The 17,326-nt window shown below is 70.3% G+C and carries 16 protein-coding genes; 13 read left to right on the plus strand and 3 right to left on the minus strand.

Features of this window, described 5'->3' with window-relative positions:
- Positions 1-298: 298 nt before the first annotated feature.
- Positions 299-1,501: a threonine aldolase family protein gene (locus ACWGDX_RS18975; RefSeq protein WP_453626936.1), complete on the minus strand. Its 1,203-nt coding sequence runs from the start codon at positions 1,499-1,501 to the stop codon at positions 299-301.
- Between the two features lie 80 nt (positions 1,502-1,581).
- Here ACWGDX_RS18975 and ACWGDX_RS18980 point away from each other — a divergent pair, with 80 nt between their 5' ends.
- The 10 genes from ACWGDX_RS18980 (at position 1,582) to ACWGDX_RS19025 (ending at position 10,164) form a co-directional block, all read left to right on the plus strand.
- Positions 1,582-2,580 carry a Rossmann-like and DUF2520 domain-containing protein gene (locus ACWGDX_RS18980; RefSeq protein WP_453626937.1) on the plus strand — a complete coding sequence of 333 codons (999 nt, stop codon included), beginning with the start codon at positions 1,582-1,584 and terminating at the stop codon, positions 2,578-2,580.
- Entirely contained in the window at positions 2,577-3,599 is a 1,023-nt protein-coding gene (panC, locus tag ACWGDX_RS18985) for a pantoate--beta-alanine ligase (protein WP_453626939.1), read from the plus strand. Before ACWGDX_RS18980 ends, panC begins: the two co-directional genes overlap by 4 nt.
- A complete protein-coding gene (locus tag ACWGDX_RS18990; protein ID WP_453626941.1) occupies positions 3,596-5,530 on the plus strand; it encodes an L-aspartate oxidase in 1,935 nt (644 codons plus the stop codon). The genes panC and ACWGDX_RS18990 overlap by 4 nt, the downstream gene beginning before the upstream one ends.
- A complete protein-coding gene (nadC, locus tag ACWGDX_RS18995) occupies positions 5,527-6,564 on the plus strand; it encodes a carboxylating nicotinate-nucleotide diphosphorylase (protein WP_453626942.1) in 1,038 nt (345 codons plus the stop codon). Before ACWGDX_RS18990 ends, nadC begins: the two co-directional genes overlap by 4 nt.
- Positions 6,564-7,361, plus strand: coding sequence for a type III pantothenate kinase (locus ACWGDX_RS19000; RefSeq protein ID WP_382863084.1), 798 nt, complete (start codon positions 6,564-6,566; stop codon positions 7,359-7,361). The genes nadC and ACWGDX_RS19000 overlap by 1 nt, the downstream gene beginning before the upstream one ends.
- Positions 7,362-7,580: 219 nt before the next feature.
- On the plus strand, positions 7,581-8,327 hold the full coding sequence (locus ACWGDX_RS19005) for a hypothetical protein (RefSeq protein WP_453626975.1): 747 nt from the start codon (positions 7,581-7,583) through the stop codon (positions 8,325-8,327).
- A 14-nt stretch (positions 8,328-8,341) separates the two neighbouring features.
- Positions 8,342-8,539, plus strand: a complete 198-nt coding sequence (locus ACWGDX_RS19010; protein WP_453626944.1) for a hypothetical protein — start codon at positions 8,342-8,344, stop codon at positions 8,537-8,539.
- Between the two features lie 161 nt (positions 8,540-8,700).
- Entirely contained in the window at positions 8,701-9,132 is a 432-nt protein-coding gene (locus tag ACWGDX_RS19015) for a BlaI/MecI/CopY family transcriptional regulator (protein ID WP_453626946.1), read from the plus strand.
- Between the two features lie 9 nt (positions 9,133-9,141).
- Positions 9,142-9,681 carry an amino-acid N-acetyltransferase gene (locus ACWGDX_RS19020; protein WP_363082710.1) on the plus strand — a complete coding sequence of 180 codons (540 nt, stop codon included), beginning with the start codon at positions 9,142-9,144 and terminating at the stop codon, positions 9,679-9,681.
- Between the two features lie 147 nt (positions 9,682-9,828).
- Complete coding sequence (locus ACWGDX_RS19025) at positions 9,829-10,164, plus strand: histone-like nucleoid-structuring protein Lsr2 (RefSeq protein ID WP_066953721.1); 336 nt, start codon at positions 9,829-9,831, stop codon at positions 10,162-10,164.
- Here ACWGDX_RS19025 and ACWGDX_RS19030 read toward each other — a convergent pair.
- Positions 10,143-10,784 carry an SCO3374 family protein gene (locus tag ACWGDX_RS19030; protein WP_363082711.1) on the minus strand — a complete coding sequence of 214 codons (642 nt, stop codon included), beginning with the start codon at positions 10,782-10,784 and terminating at the stop codon, positions 10,143-10,145. The genes ACWGDX_RS19025 and ACWGDX_RS19030 overlap by 22 nt on opposite strands.
- A gap of 433 nt (positions 10,785-11,217) precedes the next feature.
- Here ACWGDX_RS19030 and ACWGDX_RS19035 point away from each other — a divergent pair, with 433 nt between their 5' ends.
- Positions 11,218-13,740 (plus strand): ATP-dependent Clp protease ATP-binding subunit, encoded by a 2,523-nt coding sequence (locus ACWGDX_RS19035; protein ID WP_453626948.1) that lies wholly within the window; start codon positions 11,218-11,220, stop codon positions 13,738-13,740.
- A 521-nt stretch (positions 13,741-14,261) separates the two neighbouring features.
- A complete protein-coding gene (locus ACWGDX_RS19040; RefSeq protein ID WP_453626950.1) occupies positions 14,262-14,954 on the plus strand; it encodes a M23 family metallopeptidase in 693 nt (230 codons plus the stop codon).
- Between the two features lie 24 nt (positions 14,955-14,978).
- Here ACWGDX_RS19040 and ACWGDX_RS19045 read toward each other — a convergent pair whose 3' ends face one another.
- Positions 14,979-15,557, minus strand: a complete 579-nt coding sequence (locus tag ACWGDX_RS19045; RefSeq protein ID WP_453626952.1) for a TetR/AcrR family transcriptional regulator — start codon at positions 15,555-15,557, stop codon at positions 14,979-14,981.
- Between the two features lie 119 nt (positions 15,558-15,676).
- On the opposite strand from ACWGDX_RS19045, the gene ACWGDX_RS19050 reads away from it, so the two are divergent.
- Entirely contained in the window at positions 15,677-17,296 is a 1,620-nt protein-coding gene (locus ACWGDX_RS19050; RefSeq protein WP_453626954.1) for an MDR family MFS transporter, read from the plus strand.
- Positions 17,297-17,326: the final 30 nt, after the last annotated feature.

Here is a 17,326-nt window from a genome sequence, read left to right on the forward strand (position 1 = left end):
CGGCTCGGGCCGGTTGTCGGGGTGCGGGCCCGTCCGCGTGACGGTCCGTCCTCAATCGCCGGACGGGCTTGTTTTCCCGGGCGACACCCCCGGATCCCCGTACGGCGCCCACCCACCGCACCCCGGACCACGACCCCTAGGGCCTCTCGTTTGGATCTTGCTGGGCTCGCGTGCCCTGGCACCGCGCCTCGCCGCGTTGTCGTCGGTCGCCTACGCTCCGCGTGGGCTCCCTCCTCCGCCTTGCGATCCACGGCACCAGACCCCGCTCCCTCATCCAGCCAGATCCAAACGAAAGACCCTAGCCGGCAGGCAGCCGCGTGGTGAAGTCCGTGACCGCCGCGCGGATGTCCTCCGCCGTCCACTCCAGGCCCGGTTCCGTCACTGTGACCTCCGTGTAGGAGAGGCCCGGAGGGCCGGACGGTGCCGGCGCCCAGACGCGGAACAGCGCCGTTTTCGTCTCCTCCGCCTGCCGCACCGCCGCCTCGTTCAGCGCGTCCGGCGCGTACGGCAGCCAGACCTGGAACTGGTGCGTGTGCGGCGGGTCCGGGTGGACGCGGAACCAGGGCGCCGCGGACGCCGCGAAGCCCTCCGTCAGCGCCGCGGCCACCACCCGCGCGTGCGCGACGTACGACGGCAGCCGCGGCAGCTCGCGCTCCAGGCCCACCAGGGCCGACAGCGCCGCCGGGAACTGCTGGAAGAGCTGGCCCCCGTAACGGTGGCGCCAGACCCGCGCCTCCTCCACCAGCTCCCGGGGACCGGCCAGCGCCGCGCCGGAGAGTCCGTCCAGGGACTTGTAGAAGGACACGTACACGCTGTCCGCGAGACCCGCGATCTCCGCCCGCGTACGCCCGAAGTGCGGCTCGCACTCCCACAGGCGCGCGCCGTCGAAGTGCACCACCGCGTCCCGCTCGCGCGCCGCGGCCACCACCGCGACCAGTTCCTCCCAGGACGGCAGGACGAAGCCCGCGTCCCGCAGGGGCAGCTCCAGCATCAGCGTGCCGAACGGATCGGCCAGGTCCTGGATCTCCTCGGCGGTCGGCAGCCGCGGCTCGGTGGTCGGGTGGACCGTACGCAGACCGCCGACGGCCGACAGCGCACCGCCCTCGTGGACCTCGGGGTGCGCGAGCGGATGCAGTGCCACCGTCGCGTTCCCCGTGCGCCCCGCCCAGCACCGCAGCGCCACCTGCTGCGCCATCGTGCCCGTGGGGAAGAAGGCCGCGGCGGGGAAGCCGAGCAGTGAGGCCACCCGCCGCTCCAGCTCGGCGACGACCCCGTTCCCGTACAGATCCGTCCATTCGTCCAGATCGTGGACCGACTCCGCGTCCGCCGCCAGGGCGGCGAGCCGCTCCCCGAGCCGCTGGTTCATACCGGGCCGTGTCAGCACGCGCTCGGACGCCTGCCAGGCGGCCAGCCTGCGGCGGCGCATGGTGTCCGCCGTCTTCTCGTCCGTCCCCCCGCCGTCGGCAGGTGCCTGTTCGGTCCGTTCGTTCGTCTCTTCCATGGCTCGCATCATCGCCCACGTGCCGCCACCTGCCCACAGCCTGTGGACAGCCAAGTGGCGGGGCGGAACGCTGGCGTAGCATGGCGAGAAATCGTCCGGTACCCCCCGCGGACTGGAACGGAAGGCCCCGCCGCGTGAACCCACCACCACAGGAACCCTTCGATCCCCGGGACCGCCCCGCCCGGCTCAGCGTCGGTGTCGTGGGAGCGGGCCGGGTCGGTCCCGCGCTCGCCGCGTCACTCCAGCTCGCCGGACACCGCCCGGTCGCCGTCTCCGGAGTCTCCGACGCGTCCGTACGGCGAGCGGCGGCCCTGCTCCCCGACATTCCGCTGGTCACCCCCGCCGAGGTCCTCGCCCGCGCCGAGCTGGTGCTGCTGACCGTTCCCGACGACGCGCTGCCGGGTCTGGTGGAGGGACTGGCGGAGACCGGTGCCGTACGGCCGGGACAACTGCTCGTCCACACCTCGGGGCGGTACGGCGCCAAGGTGCTGGACCCTGCCCTGCGCGCCGGTGCCCTGCCGCTCGCCCTGCACCCCGTGATGACCTTCACCGGCTCCTCGGTGGATGTCCAGCGGCTGGCCGGCTGCTCCTTCGGCGTCACCGCCCCCGAGGAGCTGCGTCTGGCCGCCGAGGCCCTGGTCATCGAGATGGGCGGCGAGCCCGAGTGGATCGCCGAGGAGTCACGCCCGCTCTATCACGCGGCGCTCGCGCTGGGGGCGAACCACCTGGTCACGCTGGTGGCACAGTCGATGGAACTGCTCCGTACGGCCGGGGTCGCCGCCCCGGACCGGATGCTGGGCCCGCTGCTGGGCGCGGCTCTGGACAACGCCCTGCGCTCCGGCGACTCCGCCCTGACCGGCCCCGTCGCGCGCGGTGACGCGGGCACGGTCGCCGCGCACGTCGCCGAGCTGCGCAAACACGCCCCCGGCGCCGTCGCCGGATATCTCGCGATGGCCCGTACGACCGCGGACCGCGCCCTGACGCACGGACTGCTCAAGGCGGAGCTGGCCGAAGACCTCCTGGACGTCCTCGCCGACGGGGACAGCCTCGGGGACACCCGCGGCGGTGGCGCCCGATGACGATCGCCCTCGCCGCCACCCGCGCCGAGCTGGACCGGCTGCTCGATCAGCACACCGGCGGTCCCACCACCGTCGCGATGACCATGGGCGCGCTGCACGAGGGGCACGCGAGCCTGATACGGGCGGCCCGCGCCCACGCGGGGCCCACGGGCCTCGTCGTCGTCACCGTCTTCGTCAACCCGCTCCAGTTCGGCGCGGGGGAGGACCTCGACCGGTATCCGCGCACGCTCCAGGCCGATCTGAAGATCGCCGAGGCGGCCGGCGCCGACGCCGTGTTCGCCCCGTCCGCCGACGAGGTCTACCCCGGCGGCGCCCCGCGGGTCACGATCGCCGCGGGCCCCATGGGCGAGCGGCTCGAAGGCGCCTCACGCCCCGGCCACTTCGACGGAATGCTCACCGTCGTGGCCAAGCTGCTGCACCTCACCCGGCCCGACGCCGCCTTCTTCGGCCGCAAGGACGCCCAGCAGCTCGCGCTGATCCGCAGGATGGCCCGCGATCTGAACTTCCCGGCCGAGATCATCGGCGTACCGACGGTCCGTGAGGACGACGGTCTCGCGCTCTCCAGCCGCAACCGCTATCTCTCCCTGCCCGAGCGCCGCACCGCCCTCGCCCTCTCCCGGGCCCTCTTCGCCGCCCATGACCGTCTCGGGGCGCTGTACGCGCTGCGCGCCCGCGCCGAGTCCGCCCCCGCGCCGGGCGCCCGCGCCGCCGCGCTCTCCGCGCTCGGCGAGGCCCGGCTGGCCGCCGACGCCCATGCCGTGGCCGTCGCCGGGACATCCACCGCGCGGACCCGCCCGTACGGAGCGGACGCCGTGCGGGCCGCCGCCCGCGCCGTGCTCGACGAGGCGGCCCGCGCCGCCCCGCCCCTCACCCTGGACTATCTGGCCCTCGTCGATCCCGCCGACTTCACGGAGGTCCCCGACGACCACACCGGTGAGGCCATCCTCGCCGTCGCCGCGCGCGTCGGCACCACGCGGCTGATCGACAACATCCCCCTGACCTTCGGAGCCCCCAAGTGACCGGAACCGGAATACGGCTGACCGCCCCCGCACCGGGCTGGGCCATCGACGCCGACGTGGTCGTGGTCGGCTCCGGTGTCGCCGGTCTCACCACGGCCCTGCGCTGCACGGCCGCCGGGCTCCGTACGGTCGTCGTCACCAAGGCCCGCCTGGACGACGGCTCCACACGCTGGGCCCAGGGCGGTATAGCGGCGGCGCTCGGCGAGGGGGACACCCCCGAGCAGCATCTCGCGGACACCCTTGTCGCGGGCGCCGGGCTCTGTGACGAGGAAGCGGTCCGCACCCTGGTCACCGAGGGCCCCGCGGCCGTACGGAGACTGATCGGCACCGGCGCGCACTTCGACACCTCCGCCACCGGTGAGCTCCAGCTCACCCGCGAGGGCGGCCACCACCGCCGCCGTATCGCCCACGCCGGAGGCGACGCGACCGGCGCCGAGATCTCCCGCGCCCTGGTCGAGGCGGTCCGGACCGCCTCGCTGCGCACCGTCGAGAACGCGCTGGTGCTCGATCTGCTGACGGACGAGCACGGCCGTACGTCGGGCGTCACCCTCCATGTCATGGGCGAGGGCCAGCACGACGGCGTCGGCGCGGTCCACGCCCCCGCGGTGGTGCTGGCCACCGGCGGTATGGGCCAGGTCTTCTCCGCGACGACCAACCCCGCCGTCTCCACCGGGGACGGAGTGGCGCTGGCGCTGCGCGCGGGCGCGGAGGTCTCGGATCTGGAATTCGTGCAGTTCCATCCCACGGTGCTCTTCCTCGGCGCCGGGGCGGAGGGACAGCAGCCCCTGGTCTCCGAGGCGGTACGGGGAGAGGGCGCCCATCTCGTCGACGCCGACGGCGTACGGTTCATGCTCGACCAGCACGAACTGGCCGAGCTGGCACCCCGCGACATCGTCGCCAAGGCGATCACGCGCCGGATGCGGGAGCAGGGCGCCGAGCACATGTATCTGGACGCCAGGCACTTCGGCGCGCGGATGTGGGAGAGCCGCTTCCCCACGATCCTGGCGGCCTGCCGCAGCCATGGCATAGACCCGGTCACGGAGCCGATACCGGTGGCGCCCGCCGCGCACTACGCGTCCGGCGGAGTCCGTACGGATCTGCGCGGACGCACCACGGTGCCGGGGCTGTACGCGTGCGGTGAGGTCGCCTGCACGGGAGTCCACGGCGCGAACCGGCTGGCGTCCAACTCCCTTCTGGAGGGCCTGGTGTTCGCGGAGCGGATCGCGGCGGACATCGCGACCGCGCCGCGGCGCCCGGCGGAGCACCGCTCTCCTAAAGCGGGTGTCACGGGTCCGGCCCCCGCCACCAGCCTTCTGCCGCTGATCGCCCCCGAGGCCCGGACCGGAATCCAGCGGATCATGTCCAAGGGCGCGGGAGTCCTCAGATCGGCGCGGAGCCTGGAGACGGCCGGTGAGGCACTGGAGACCATTTTCCAGCGCGCCCTTCAGCCGGACACGGCCCGGTCCCAGGACATCGCCGGGTCCGAGGACGACTCCGCGGACGACTCCCAGGACATCGCCCGGCCCCGGAACGGCCTCGGCGGCCCCGACGGTTTCAACGGCCTCGGTGACAAGGCCGCCGTGCCCGGTGTCGAATCCTGGGAGACCTCCAACCTCCTCTGTGTCGCCCGCGTCCTGGTCGCCGCCGCGCTGGAGCGCGAGGAGACCAGGGGCAGCCACTGGCGCGAGGACCACCCCGAGCGCGACGACACCGACTGGCGCCGCCATCTCGTCGTCCGGCTGATGCCCGACCGCCGGCCGGCGATCCGGCGCACCGAAACGGCCGCCTTCCCGCCCGTCGGCCCCGCGCCCGCCCCCGGTCCCGTGTCCGCCGCCGGCCCGGTCGCAGCCCCCGCCCCCGTTGCCGCCCCCGCCCCACCCGCCCCGTATCCCCACATCCCGCCGACGCCCCCAGGGAGCCGTAAACCGTGAGCACGCCCGAAGACAGTCCACGCCCCGAACCCGTGGACGTACCGCTGATCCAGATCGGTGCCCCGGCATCGGCCGCGGGAGGCTGCGGCGACGGCTGCGGCTGCTCCGGCGGCGAGGAGGGTTTCGGCGCCGCCGATCTGGAGTGCGGTCTCGACCCCGCCCTCGCCCGGCTTCTCGCCGACGCCGGTCTCGACCCCGTACTGGTCGAGGACATCGCCCATGTGGCCATCGAGGAGGACCTCGACCACGGCGTGGACGTGACCACCCTCGCGACCGTCCCCGAGGACGCCGTCGCCACCGCCGACTTCACCGCCCGCCAGGGCGGCACGGTCGCGGGCCTGAATGTGGCCGAGGCCGTGCTGTCCGTCGTCTGCACGGAGGAGTTCGCGGTGGAGCGCCATGTCGCCGACGGCGACCGCGTCGAGGCCGGGCAGAAGCTCCTCAGCGTCACCACCCGCACCCGCGATCTGCTCACCGCGGAGCGCAGCGCGCTCAATCTCCTGTGCCGGCTGTCCGGTATCGCGACCGCCACCCGCGCCTGGGCGGATGTGCTCGAAGGCACCGGCGCCAAGGTCCGCGACACCCGTAAGACCACACCGGGCCTGCGCGCGCTGGAGAAGTACGCGGTGCGCTGCGGCGGCGGTGTCAACCACCGGATGTCGCTCTCCGACGCGGCCCTGGTCAAGGACAACCACGTGGTCGCGGCGGGCGGTGTCGCCGAGGCGTTCAAGGCCGTACGGGACCGTTTCCCCGACGTGCCGATCGAGGTGGAGGCCGACACCCTGCACCAGGTGCGCGAAGTCCTGGACGCGGGCGCCGACCTGATCCTGCTGGACAATTTCACGCCGGCCGAGACGGCGGAGGCCGTGGGCATCGTCGCGGGCCGCGCGCTGCTGGAGTCCTCCGGGCGGCTCGTCCTCGACAACGCCCGTGCCTACGCCGAGACCGGCGTCGACTTCCTCGCGGTCGGGGCGCTCACCCACTCCGCCCCGATCCTCGACATCGGTCTCGATCTGCGCGAGGTCGAAGCCTGATGCTCCTCACCATCGACGTCGGCAACACCCATACCGTTCTCGGTCTGTTCGACGGCGAGGAGATCGTCGAGCACTGGCGCATCTCCACCGACGCGCGGCGTACCGCGGACGAACTGGCCGTACTGCTCCAGGGTCTGATGGGGATGCACCCGCTGCTCGGCGAGGAGCTGGGCGACGGGGTCGAGGGCATCGCGATCTGCTCGACGGTGCCCTCCGTCCTGCACGAGCTGCGCGAGGTGACCCGCCGCTACTACGGCGATGTCCCCGCCGTCCTCGTGGAGCCGGGCATCAAGACGGGTGTGCCGATCCTGATGGACAACCCCAAGGAGGTCGGCGCGGACCGCATCATCAACGCGGTCGCGGCGGTCGAGCTGTACGGCGGCCCGGCGATCGTCGTGGACTTCGGTACGGCGACGACCTTCGACGCGGTCAGTGCCCGGGGCGAGTACGCGGGCGGTGTCATCGCCCCCGGCATCGAGATCTCGGTCGAGGCGCTCGGCGTCAAGGGGGCCCAGCTCCGCAAGATCGAGCTGGCCCGCCCGCGCAGTGTGATCGGCAAGAACACGGTCGAGGCGATGCAGTCGGGCATCCTGTACGGCTTCGCGGGCCAGGTCGACGGTGTGGTGGCGCGGATGGCCCGTGAACTGGCCGAGGATCCAGGGGAGGTCACCGTGATCGCGACCGGCGGACTCGCCCCCATGGTCCTCGGCGAGGCCTCCGTGATCGACGAGCACGAGCCCTGGCTGACCCTGATCGGTCTGCGCCTGGTGTACGAACGGAACGTCTCCCGTATGTGAGCCGGGCCCGGTCCGCCGTGAGCCGCGCCCGGTCCGCCGTCCGCTCCGACCGGCGGCGGACCGGGAGCGGACAGGGCGCGCGGGCGTACGGGTGGGCGTACGGGGGCGGCCTACCCCGTTCGGCGGGCGGGCCGCGCCAGCGGAGAGGCGTTAAACGGATTTTGTCCCTTTGGCGCGTAGTGTCGCCGCATGCCCACGCCATACGGATCCCGCGGCGGCATGGCGTTCGGTGCCGAGGAGCTGCGTGTGCTCCGACGCGCCCTCGCCGTTGCCCTTCATCCCGTCCCGCTCCCGAACGAGGACGTCCAGGCCTGCCTGCGGCTCGCCGAGTCCGTGGACGAGGCGGTACGGGAGGCGGGGAGGCTGCGGGCGTTCCTGGTGGCCGATCTCGCCCGGTACCGGGAGGCGCTCCCCGGCTCCCTCACCGGCTATCTGGAACTGCTCCAGGACGCCCTGGCGTCCGGCTACGTCCCGCTGCCGGACGATCTCGCGGCGCTGCGCGCCCTGCGCGGCAACCCGGTCGCCGCGGCCCTGCTCGACCGCTGCCAGCGGCTCGCGGAACGGTCCGTACGGGCCCGTCTCGCCGCCCGCTCCACCGTCTCCGGCGGCACGGTCGCCGCCATGACCCCCGCTCCCCGTACCCGGCTGCTGGCGCTTCCCGGGGGCCTCGCCTCCGACGGACCGGAACGGCCCGGCGGGTCCGGGGAGTCCGGGGAGGGCGGGGAGGGCGGAGAGTCCGGGGAGGGCGGGGAGGGCGGAGAGTCCGGGGAGCCGAACGAGCCCGAGGAGCCCGCGGACCCGAACGTCAAGGAGCCCGGGAAGGAGCCCGGCGAGCCGAAGGAGCCCCGGAAGAAGCCCGGACCGCGGCAGCCGCCCGCCCCCGGCCGGCCGATGCCCAAGCCGTCCGAGGTCTTCCCGCCCCGCCGCCGTCCCGCGCCCCCGCCGGAGGAGCTGGCCGCCGGATAGCTACTCTGGACGGCATGGACTACGTATCCGCGCTCGTACCGCCCGTGGTGATGGCCGCCTTCTTCATCGGCCTGGTCGTGACGATCGTCAAGAGCCAGGGCGGCCCCAACAAGGCCAAGGAGGACGCGGCGGTCGACGCGGTCCTCGCCCGGACCGAGTCCGCCCAGCAGCAGGGCCGCACCCCCGGCACACCGGGCGCCGACGGCGTCTGAACCGCGAGCGCGGACGGTGTCCGAGACGTCGGCGGGGAGCCCGTCCGGCGCCCCGAGCGCACTTCACCGTATGACCTGGACGTACGACTGATTCCCAGTCGTACGTCCTTTTTGTTACGTCAATAACCGGCCATTCGGACATCTCGCACTATGGTGAAGGCGTGCCCCGTCAATTGGGAGACCTGGAAGACGCCGTCATGACACGCGTCTGGCAATGGAACCGTCCGGTCACCGTCAGGGAAGTCCTCGAAGACCTTCAGCGGGAACGGTCCATCGCCTACACCACCGTCATGACCGTAATGGACAATCTCCATCAGAAGGGCTGGGTACGCAGGGAAGTCGAGGGCCGCGCCTATCGATATACAGCGGTCTCCACCCGTGCCGCGTACGCGGCGGCGTTGATGAACGAAGCGTGGTCGAAGAGTGACAACCCGGCGGCGGCACTGGTCGCCTTCTTCGGCATGATGTCGTCCGAGCAGCGGCGGTCACTTCAGGACGCCGTCCGTATGGTGCGGGCCGACGGTCCGGAAGGCGACCCCGCGGAAGACACCGGGACTGAGGGCGCCGAGGGCCCCCCGGAGGCGGGGCGATAGCGTCCGGTCATGCTCACAGCCCTTCCGCTTCCCAATGCCGAAGCAAATGCCATCACCGTCCGGCGGGCCAGGACCAGGGATGTACCGGCTGTCCGCCGTCTCGTCGACCCTTACGTGAGCGAAGGCATCCTGCTCGACAAAGCGCCGGTGACGCTTTACGAGGACATCCAGGAGTTCTGGGTCGCGGAACGCGACGAGGACGCGAGTGTCATCGGCTGCGGTGCCTTGCATGTGATGTGGGAAGACCTCGCCGAAGTACGCACACTCGCCGTGGATCCCGTCGTCAGGGGAGCGGGAGTAGGGCATCAACTACTTGACAAGCTGCTGGAGACGGCCCGCTGGCTCGGAGTGCGCCGGGTATTCTGCCTCACCTTCGAAGTCGAGTTCTTCGCGAAGCGCGGCTTCGTGGAGATCGGTGAGACACCGGTGGACGGAGATGTCTACCGAGAGCTGCTGCGTTCCTATGACGAGGGCGTTGCCGAGTTCCTCGGTCTCGAACGGGTGAAGCCGAACACCTTGGGCAACAGCCGGATGCTTCTGCACCTGTGATCGCCCGGACTCCAGTGCCGATCCCTATGTCCGAATCGCGCACGTTTCCCGTCTTCTTGCGCGGCTGAACCTCTGCCGGGGGTTTGTGTTTTCCTGAGAAAAGCGGTTTCCTTTCCGCGTACTGCATTTTCGATGAAAGGAAATCCGGTGGCACAGAAGGTTCAGGTCCTTCTTGTCGATGACCTCGACGGCGGCGAGGCGGACGAGACGGTGACGTTCGCTCTGGACGGGAAGACCTACGAGATCGACCTCACGACAGCCAATGCGGACAAGCTGCGTGGGCTCCTCGATCCGTACACCAAGGGTGGCCGGCGTACCGGTGGCCGCGCCGCGGCCAGCCGCGGCAAGGGCCGTGTCGCCACGGGCGGGAACAAGGACACCGCGGAAATCCGCAAGTGGGCGAAGGAGAACGGCTACAGCGTCAACGACCGCGGCCGTGTTCCCGCCGAGATCCGCGAAGCCTACGAGAAGGCCAACGGCTGAGTATTCGTACGAAGCGTATTTCCGCGCGAAGTGCGCGACAACCGGGCCCGGTGGCACTCAGTCGCCGCCGCGTCCACGAGTCGTACGAGATCGGGGGCACCCCCACCACTGCCCCCGTTGCCGCCCCGCCCGCACAGAGCGAGCGCCGGCAGTGTCGACTCCGTCTCGAGTCCGGGCTCGGGGGGCCGCAACCATACGGCGGCCCCCTGTGCGCTGGGACCGGGCCACCGTGGTGGCGCGGGGGCGGTGATCCGCCCGCCGACGCCGAGAGCGGTCAGCCCCAGGGCGATCCCGCCCCACTCCAGCCAGTCGAGCAGTCCCGGCAGCTCGTCCGCGCTTCCCGCGGCCACCAGCACTCCCATGCGCCCGCCGAGCAGCGCCACCGGCCCCGTCGGGCCGATCCTCCGCAGTACGGCCGCCCCCGCGTCCGCGGGCAGCTCCAGCACATCGAAGCGGAGCCCGGTCGGCAGCAGCACCGGCGGCCCGGCCTCCGCCGCCCAGCCCAGTTCGTCCTCGTACCACCGCGCATGACCGCCGTCGAACGGACCGTCAACGCCGGGGCGGGGTACGCCCGGCCCGTGTTCGAGCGGGCCGCGAGGGGGCGGGACACTGAAGGCCATGACCGGAGCAACTCCCGAGCCGTACCCGGAGTTACGCTACGTCGGCGCCTCTTTGCACAGCGTGCCCATCGCGGGGGCGTGCGGGCGCATTCAAGAGCGCAAGGGTGTTCGCCCGTAGCGGAGGGAACGGGGGTGCGCCGCATGGAGTGTCACTGCTTACGGGTAAGACATTCCTAGTGGGAAGGGGCGACACGCGGTCCCGGGCGTCTCGCGTTCGCCATCGGCGTACTGATGGCGAGGGTATCTGCCTGGCCTGCGGGAACATCGTCTCGCACCATCGGGTTGGAGCTGGTGTCCGGTGTTCGGGGCTGGGAGCCTGGGACAGGTAGTCGGCAGTTGGAATGAGCGGTCCCCGCTTGCGGGACTAAGCTGCGGAAGGACAGGGAGGGGACCGACCCCTTTACTGCCTGACCGCTCTGAGGAGCGATTAACGATGTTCGAGAGGTTCACCGACCGCGCGCGGCGGGTTGTCGTCCTGGCTCAGGAAGAAGCCCGGATGCTCAACCACAACTACATCGGCACCGAGCACATCCTCCTGGGCCTTATCCATGAGGGTGAGGGTGTCGCCGCTAAGGCCCTGGAGAGCCTCGGGATTTCGCTCGAGGCGGTCCGCCAGCAGGTGGAGGAGATCATCGGCCAGGGGCAGCAGGCCCCGTCGGGCCACATCCCCTTCACCCCCCGTGCGAAGAAGGTCCTGGAGCTTTCGCTCCGTGAGGCTCTTCAGCTCGGCCACAACTACATCGGTACGGAGCACATCCTGCTCGGCCTGATCCGCGAGGGCGAGGGCGTCGCCGCCCAGGTCCTCGTGAAGCTGGGCGCCGATCTCAACCGGGTGCGGCAGCAGGTCATCCAGCTGCTCTCCGGCTACCAGGGCAAGGAGGCCGCCACAGCGGGCGGTCCTGCCGAGGGCACGCCCTCCACGTCCCTGGTCCTCGACCAGTTCGGCCGGAATCTCACCCAGGCCGCTCGTGAGTCCAAGCTCGACCCGGTCATCGGGCGCGAGAAGGAGATCGAGCGGGTCATGCAGGTGCTGTCCCGCCGTACGAAGAACAACCCGGTCCTCATCGGCGAGCCCGGCGTCGGCAAGACGGCGGTCGTCGAGGGACTGGCGCAGGCCATCGTCAAGGGCGAGGTGCCCGAGACCCTCAAGGACAAGCACCTCTACACCCTCGACCTCGGCGCGCTCGTCGCGGGCTCCCGCTACCGCGGTGACTTCGAGGAGCGTCTGAAGAAGGTTCTCAAGGAGATCCGCACCCGCGGCGACATCATCCTGTTCATCGACGAGCTGCACACCCTGGTGGGTGCCGGCGCCGCCGAGGGCGCGATCGACGCCGCGAGCATCCTCAAGCCGATGCTGGCCCGTGGTGAGCTGCAGACCATCGGTGCGACGACGCTCGACGAGTACCGCAAGCACCTGGAGAAGGACGCGGCCCTGGAGCGCCGCTTCCAGCCCATCCAGGTCGCGGAGCCGTCGCTGCCGCACACGATCGAGATCCTCAAGGGCCTGCGCGACCGTTACGAGGCGCACCACCGCGTGTCCATCACGGACTCCGCGCTGGTCGCCGCCGCGACGCTCGCCGACCGCTACATCTCGGACCGCTTCCTGCCGGACAAGGCGATCGACCTGATCGACGAGGCCGGCTCCCGGATGCGTATCCGCCGGATGACCGCGCCGCCGGACCTCCGCGAGTTCGACGAGAAGATCGCGGGTGTCCGCCGCGACAAGGAGTCCGCGATCGACTCCCAGGACTTCGAGAAGGCCGCCTCTCTCCGTGACAAGGAGAAGCAGCTCCTGGCCGCGAAGACCAAGCGGGAGAAGGAGTGGAAGGCCGGCGACATGGATGTCGTCGCCGAGGTGGACGAGGAGCTGATCGCCGAGGTCCTGGCGACGGCGACGGGTATCCCGGTCTTCAAGCTCACCGAGGAGGAGTCCTCGCGCCTGCTCCGTATGGAGGACGAGCTGCACAAGCGCGTCATCGGGCAGAAGGACGCCATCAAGGCGCTCTCGCAGGCCATCCGCCGTACGCGAGCGGGTCTGAAGGACCCCAAGCGCCCCGGTGGTTCGTTCATCTTCGCCGGTCCGTCCGGTGTCGGTAAGACCGAGCTGTCCAAGACGCTCGCCGAATTCCTCTTCGGTGACGAGGACGCGCTGATCGCTCTCGACATGTCGGAGTTCAGCGAGAAGCACACGGTGTCGCGGCTCTTCGGTTCTCCCCCCGGATACGTGGGTTACGAAGAGGGCGGCCAGCTCACCGAGAAGGTGCGCAGGAAGCCGTTCTCCGTCGTCCTCTTCGACGAGGTCGAGAAGGCCCACCCCGATATCTTCAATTCCCTTCTGCAGATCCTGGAGGACGGTCGGCTGACCGACTCCCAGGGCCGGGTCGTGGACTTCAAGAACACGGTCATCATCATGACGACCAACCTCGGGACCCGGGACATCTCCAAGGGGTTCAACCTGGGCTTCGCGGCGCAGGGTGACACCAAGACCAACTACGAGCGGATGAAGAACAAGGTCAATGAAGAGCTGAAGCAGCACTTCCGGCCCGAGTTCCTCAACCGCGTCGATGACACGGTCGTCTTCCACCAGCTCACCGAGGAAGACATCATCCAGATTGTCGACCTCATGGTCGACAAGGTGGACGAGCGTCTGAAGGACCGGGACATGGGCCTTGAGCTCAGCCCGTCCGCCAAGTCGCTGCTCGCCAAGAAGGGTTACGACCCGGTCCTGGGCGCCCGGCCGCTGCGCCGGACGATCCAGCGCGAGATCGAGGACATCCTCTCCGAGAAGATCCTCTTCGGAGAGCTGCGTCCCGGTCATATCGTGGTCGTGGACGCCGAGGGCGAGGGTGAGGCGAAGGCCTTCACCTTCCGTGGCGAGGAGAAGTCGCCTCTGCCGGACGTTCCTCCGATCGAGCAGGCGGCGGGCGGCGGTCCGAACCTGAGCAAGGAAGCCTGAGGTTCGTCTCCGCCGCGGGCTGAGTGACTGAAGGGGCTGCCCCGGACCGTTTCCCACGGTCCGGGGCAGCCCCTTGTGCTGTGCGGGCTTGTGCTGTGCGGGCGCCCCGGCGACCCGGGTCCTTGGTCCTGAATCGGACGGCCCTTCGGCCCGGTGGCCGTGATGTGCCGCACAGCCGATTCCGGTCCTACGAGCCGGGATAGTGGCCGCGGTGGGCAACGGGCGGGACTTTCGGCCCGGTGCCGGGCGGGTCCTTCGGCGGTCCGGTGCTGTTGGCTCACCCGGCCAGATGAGATGCCGGTTTTCGTACCGTTTCACCTGCGGCTAAACGCGTTTATATCGGCACATAAAGGCGTGTCCTGCTGGGGATGGCGAGTGGCCGGGAGGGGGAACGGCCGGGGCATTTCTACGTAGAGATGTCGTAGATGGGGTGTTTTGGGATGCGAGGGGGGCCGGGTTACCAAGGTGTGGTCAGCCCGGCGCGCAGGTGCCGGGTCCCTTGATGCCCGGAGGTTTCCCGAATGTCGCAGCGCAAGCTGTCCCGTCTCGCCCGCCCGTCCGTCCTTCGTACCCGTGCCGGTGTCCTGGCCGCCGGACTCGGGGTATCGCTGGCGGCCGGAACCGGGGCGGCGTTCGCCGCGACCGGCGGCGACGCCCCCGCCGGCTCGCCCGTCGCCACGGCCGCCGTCCAGCAGCAGGCCGGCGCGCAGGCCGAGGCGGCCTCCAAGGCCGTCGCCAAGGCCGGCGACGCGAAGGCGACGGAGTCGAAGGCCGCGGCGAACGCCAGGACGGCCGCCTCCTGGATCGATCCGGTCACCAAGTACACGCTGAGCGCGGGATTCGGCCGCGGCGGCAGTATGTGGGCCGCGAAGCACTCCGGCCAGGACTTCGCCGTGCCGATCGGCACCGCGGTCCACTCCGTCCACGGCGGCACGGTCGTCAAGGCCGGCTCCTACGGCGCCGGTGACGGTCCCGCGTACGGCAACGCGATAGTGATCAAGCACGCGAACGGTACGTACTCCCAGTACGCGCATCTCTCGAAGATCAAGGTCTTCGTGGGCCAGTACGTGAAGACGGGCCAGCGGATCGGCCTGTCCGGCAATACCGGCAACTCCAGCGGCCCGCACCTGCACTTCGAGATCCGTACGACCCCGAACTACGGCTCGGCCGTGAACCCCGTGAACTTCCTGCGTTCGGTGGGCGTCACGGTGTGACCCGGGGCCATGGGCCGGCCCGTGTCATGGATTGACCCGATGGGCCCGGCTGATCAGTTCGGTGGAGACCTCCAGGATGGCTTGACGCTTCTCCTCGGGGTCTCCTTCGACTTCCCGGAGGGCGAACTGGCCGGTGTGCATGGTGAAGAGCGCGCTGATGCAGCGGACCCGGTCCGTCAGGGACGCCTCGGGGTCCTGGATCAGATCCATCAGATCGATCATGCGGCTCTTGAAGGTCTCGCCGATGCTGAGATCGCGCACCGTCGCCTGGTTCTCCTGCATGAACCGGAAGATCGGTGTCGCCTGTGCCAGCGCCTCGCTGTAGCGGCGCAGGATCTCCTGCTTGGTCTCCAGCGTGTGCGGCTGGGTCCGGCCCCAGGTGATCAGCTCGTCGATCGGGCGGGTCAGATCCTGGAAGAGGCTGATCAGTATGTCTTCCTTGGTCTTGAAGTGGTAGTACAGCGCGGCCTTGGTGACATCCAGCCGCTCGGCGATCTCCCGCAGTGAGGTCTTCTCGTACCCCTGCTCGGCGAAGAGCTCCAGCGCGACGTCCTGGATGCGCTGACGGGTGTTACCCCGCCGCGGGTGCTGTGTGCTGCCCATGGTGCTCTCCCGACGATTGGCTTACTTGACGCCCGGCAAGTAACGGGTCTACCTTCCCCAGTGTAGTCAGCTTGCCGGGCGGCAAGTAAGTGTCAGGGGAGTGCAGGGGAGTGGGGAACATGAGTCGGACCGGGAAACAGACGGGGAAGGGCACGCCGACCGACGGTGTCGAAACGGCGCCGAAGCCCGACGGGGCGGCCAAGGACGGGCCTCAGCCGCGCAGCGTGCGCGTGGTCCTGCTCGCGCTGATGATCGCGATGCTGCTGGCCATGCTGGACAACATGATCATCGGTACGGCGATGCCGACCATCGTCGGTGAGCTGGGCGGGCTGGAGCATCTGTCCTGGGTGGTCACCGCGTACACCCTGGCGACCGCCGCCTCCACCCCGATCTGGGGCAAGCTCGGCGACATGTACGGACGCAAGGGCGTCTTCCTCGCCTCGATCGTGATCTTCCTGATCGGATCCGTGCTGAGCGGTATGGCCCAGGACATGGGGCAGCTCATCGGTTTCCGCGCCGTCCAGGGCCTGGGCGCCGGCGGTCTGATGGTCGGGGTCATGGCGATCATCGGCGATCTGATACCGCCCCGGGAGCGGGGCAAGTACCAGGGCATGATGGCCGGTGTGATGGCGCTCGCCATGATCGGCGGTCCGCTGGTCGGCGGCACCATCACCGATCATCTCGGCTGGCGCTGGAGCTTCTACATCAATCTGCCGCTGGGCGCGGTGGCGCTGGTGATGATCACCGCCGTACTGCATCTGCCCGCCAAGGACCGGTCGCGGGTCAAGGTCGACTATCTCGGCGCCGCGCTGCTGACCGTCGGCATCACCTCGATCGTGCTGGTGACCACCTGGGGCGGTACGGAGTACGCCTGGGGCTCGGCCATCATCATGGAACTGATCGCGATCGGGGTCGTCTCGCTCGTCGGCTTCGTCGTCGTGCAGACCAAGGTCGCGGAGCCGATCATGCCGCTGCACATCTTCCGCAGCCGCAACTTCACCCTGATGTCGGTGATCGGGTTCCTGACCGGCTTCGTGATGTTCGGCGCGGTGCTCTTCCTGCCGCTGTACCAGCAGTCCGTCCAGGGCGCCTCGGCCACCAACTCCGGACTGCTGCTCCTGCCCATGCTGCTGTCCATGATGCTCGTCTCCCTCATCGCGGGCCGCGTCACCACCAGCAGCGGCAAGTACAAGATCTTCCCCATCATGGGCGGCGGGCTGATGACCGTCGGGCTGTTCCTGCTCGCGCAGATGGACACCGGCACCTCACGGCTGACCTCGGGTGTCTACATGGCCGTCCTCGGCGCCGGTATGGGCTTCCTGATGCAGATCACCATGCTGGTCGCGCAGAACAGCGTCGAGCTCAAGGACATGGGGGTCGCCTCCTCCGCGACCACCCTCTTCCGTACGCTCGGCAGCTCCTTCGGTGTCGCCATCATGGGGGCGCTGTTCACCAGCCGGGTGCAGGACGAGATGGCCGCGGCGGGCGGTTCGGGCGCCACCCAGCAGTCCGCGCAGCTCGACGCGGCGAGCCTGGCGAAGCTGCCGGACGCGGTGCGCGAGGCGTACCAGGTCGCGGTCTCGTCCGGTACGCACGCCGCCTTCACGCTCGGCGCGGCGGTCGCGGTGATCGGATTCGTCGCGGCCTTCTTCGTCAAGGAGGTCCCGCTGCGGGGCGCCGGACCGGCGCCGGCCGACGCGGCCGCGGTGCCGGCCGGCAAGGTTCCGCAGTCCGCCTGATCCCCTCCCCCGTCTCCGCGGCCCTTAGGC

The organism is Streptomyces sp. NPDC055025, assembly GCF_053608565.1.

Coding starts and splice junctions, on each gene's coding strand:
- ACWGDX_RS18975 (WP_453626936.1), bottom strand. CDS start 1,501: ATGGAAGAGACGAACGAACGGACCGAACAGGCACCTGCCGACGGCGGG.
- ACWGDX_RS18980 (WP_453626937.1), top strand. CDS start 1,582: ATGGCGAGAAATCGTCCGGTACCCCCCGCGGACTGGAACGGAAGGCCC.
- panC (WP_453626939.1), top strand. CDS start 2,577: ATGACGATCGCCCTCGCCGCCACCCGCGCCGAGCTGGACCGGCTGCTC.
- ACWGDX_RS19000 (WP_382863084.1), top strand. CDS start 6,564: ATGCTCCTCACCATCGACGTCGGCAACACCCATACCGTTCTCGGTCTG.
- ACWGDX_RS19005 (WP_453626975.1), top strand. CDS start 7,581: ATGGCGTTCGGTGCCGAGGAGCTGCGTGTGCTCCGACGCGCCCTCGCC.
- ACWGDX_RS19010 (WP_453626944.1), top strand. CDS start 8,342: ATGGACTACGTATCCGCGCTCGTACCGCCCGTGGTGATGGCCGCCTTC.
- ACWGDX_RS19020 (WP_363082710.1), top strand. CDS start 9,142: ATGCTCACAGCCCTTCCGCTTCCCAATGCCGAAGCAAATGCCATCACC.
- ACWGDX_RS19030 (WP_363082711.1), bottom strand. CDS start 10,784: ATGGCCTTCAGTGTCCCGCCCCCTCGCGGCCCGCTCGAACACGGGCCG.
- ACWGDX_RS19035 (WP_453626948.1), top strand. CDS start 11,218: ATGTTCGAGAGGTTCACCGACCGCGCGCGGCGGGTTGTCGTCCTGGCT.
- ACWGDX_RS19040 (WP_453626950.1), top strand. CDS start 14,262: ATGTCGCAGCGCAAGCTGTCCCGTCTCGCCCGCCCGTCCGTCCTTCGT.
- ACWGDX_RS19045 (WP_453626952.1), bottom strand. CDS start 15,557: ATGGGCAGCACACAGCACCCGCGGCGGGGTAACACCCGTCAGCGCATC.
- ACWGDX_RS19050 (WP_453626954.1), top strand. CDS start 15,677: ATGAGTCGGACCGGGAAACAGACGGGGAAGGGCACGCCGACCGACGGT.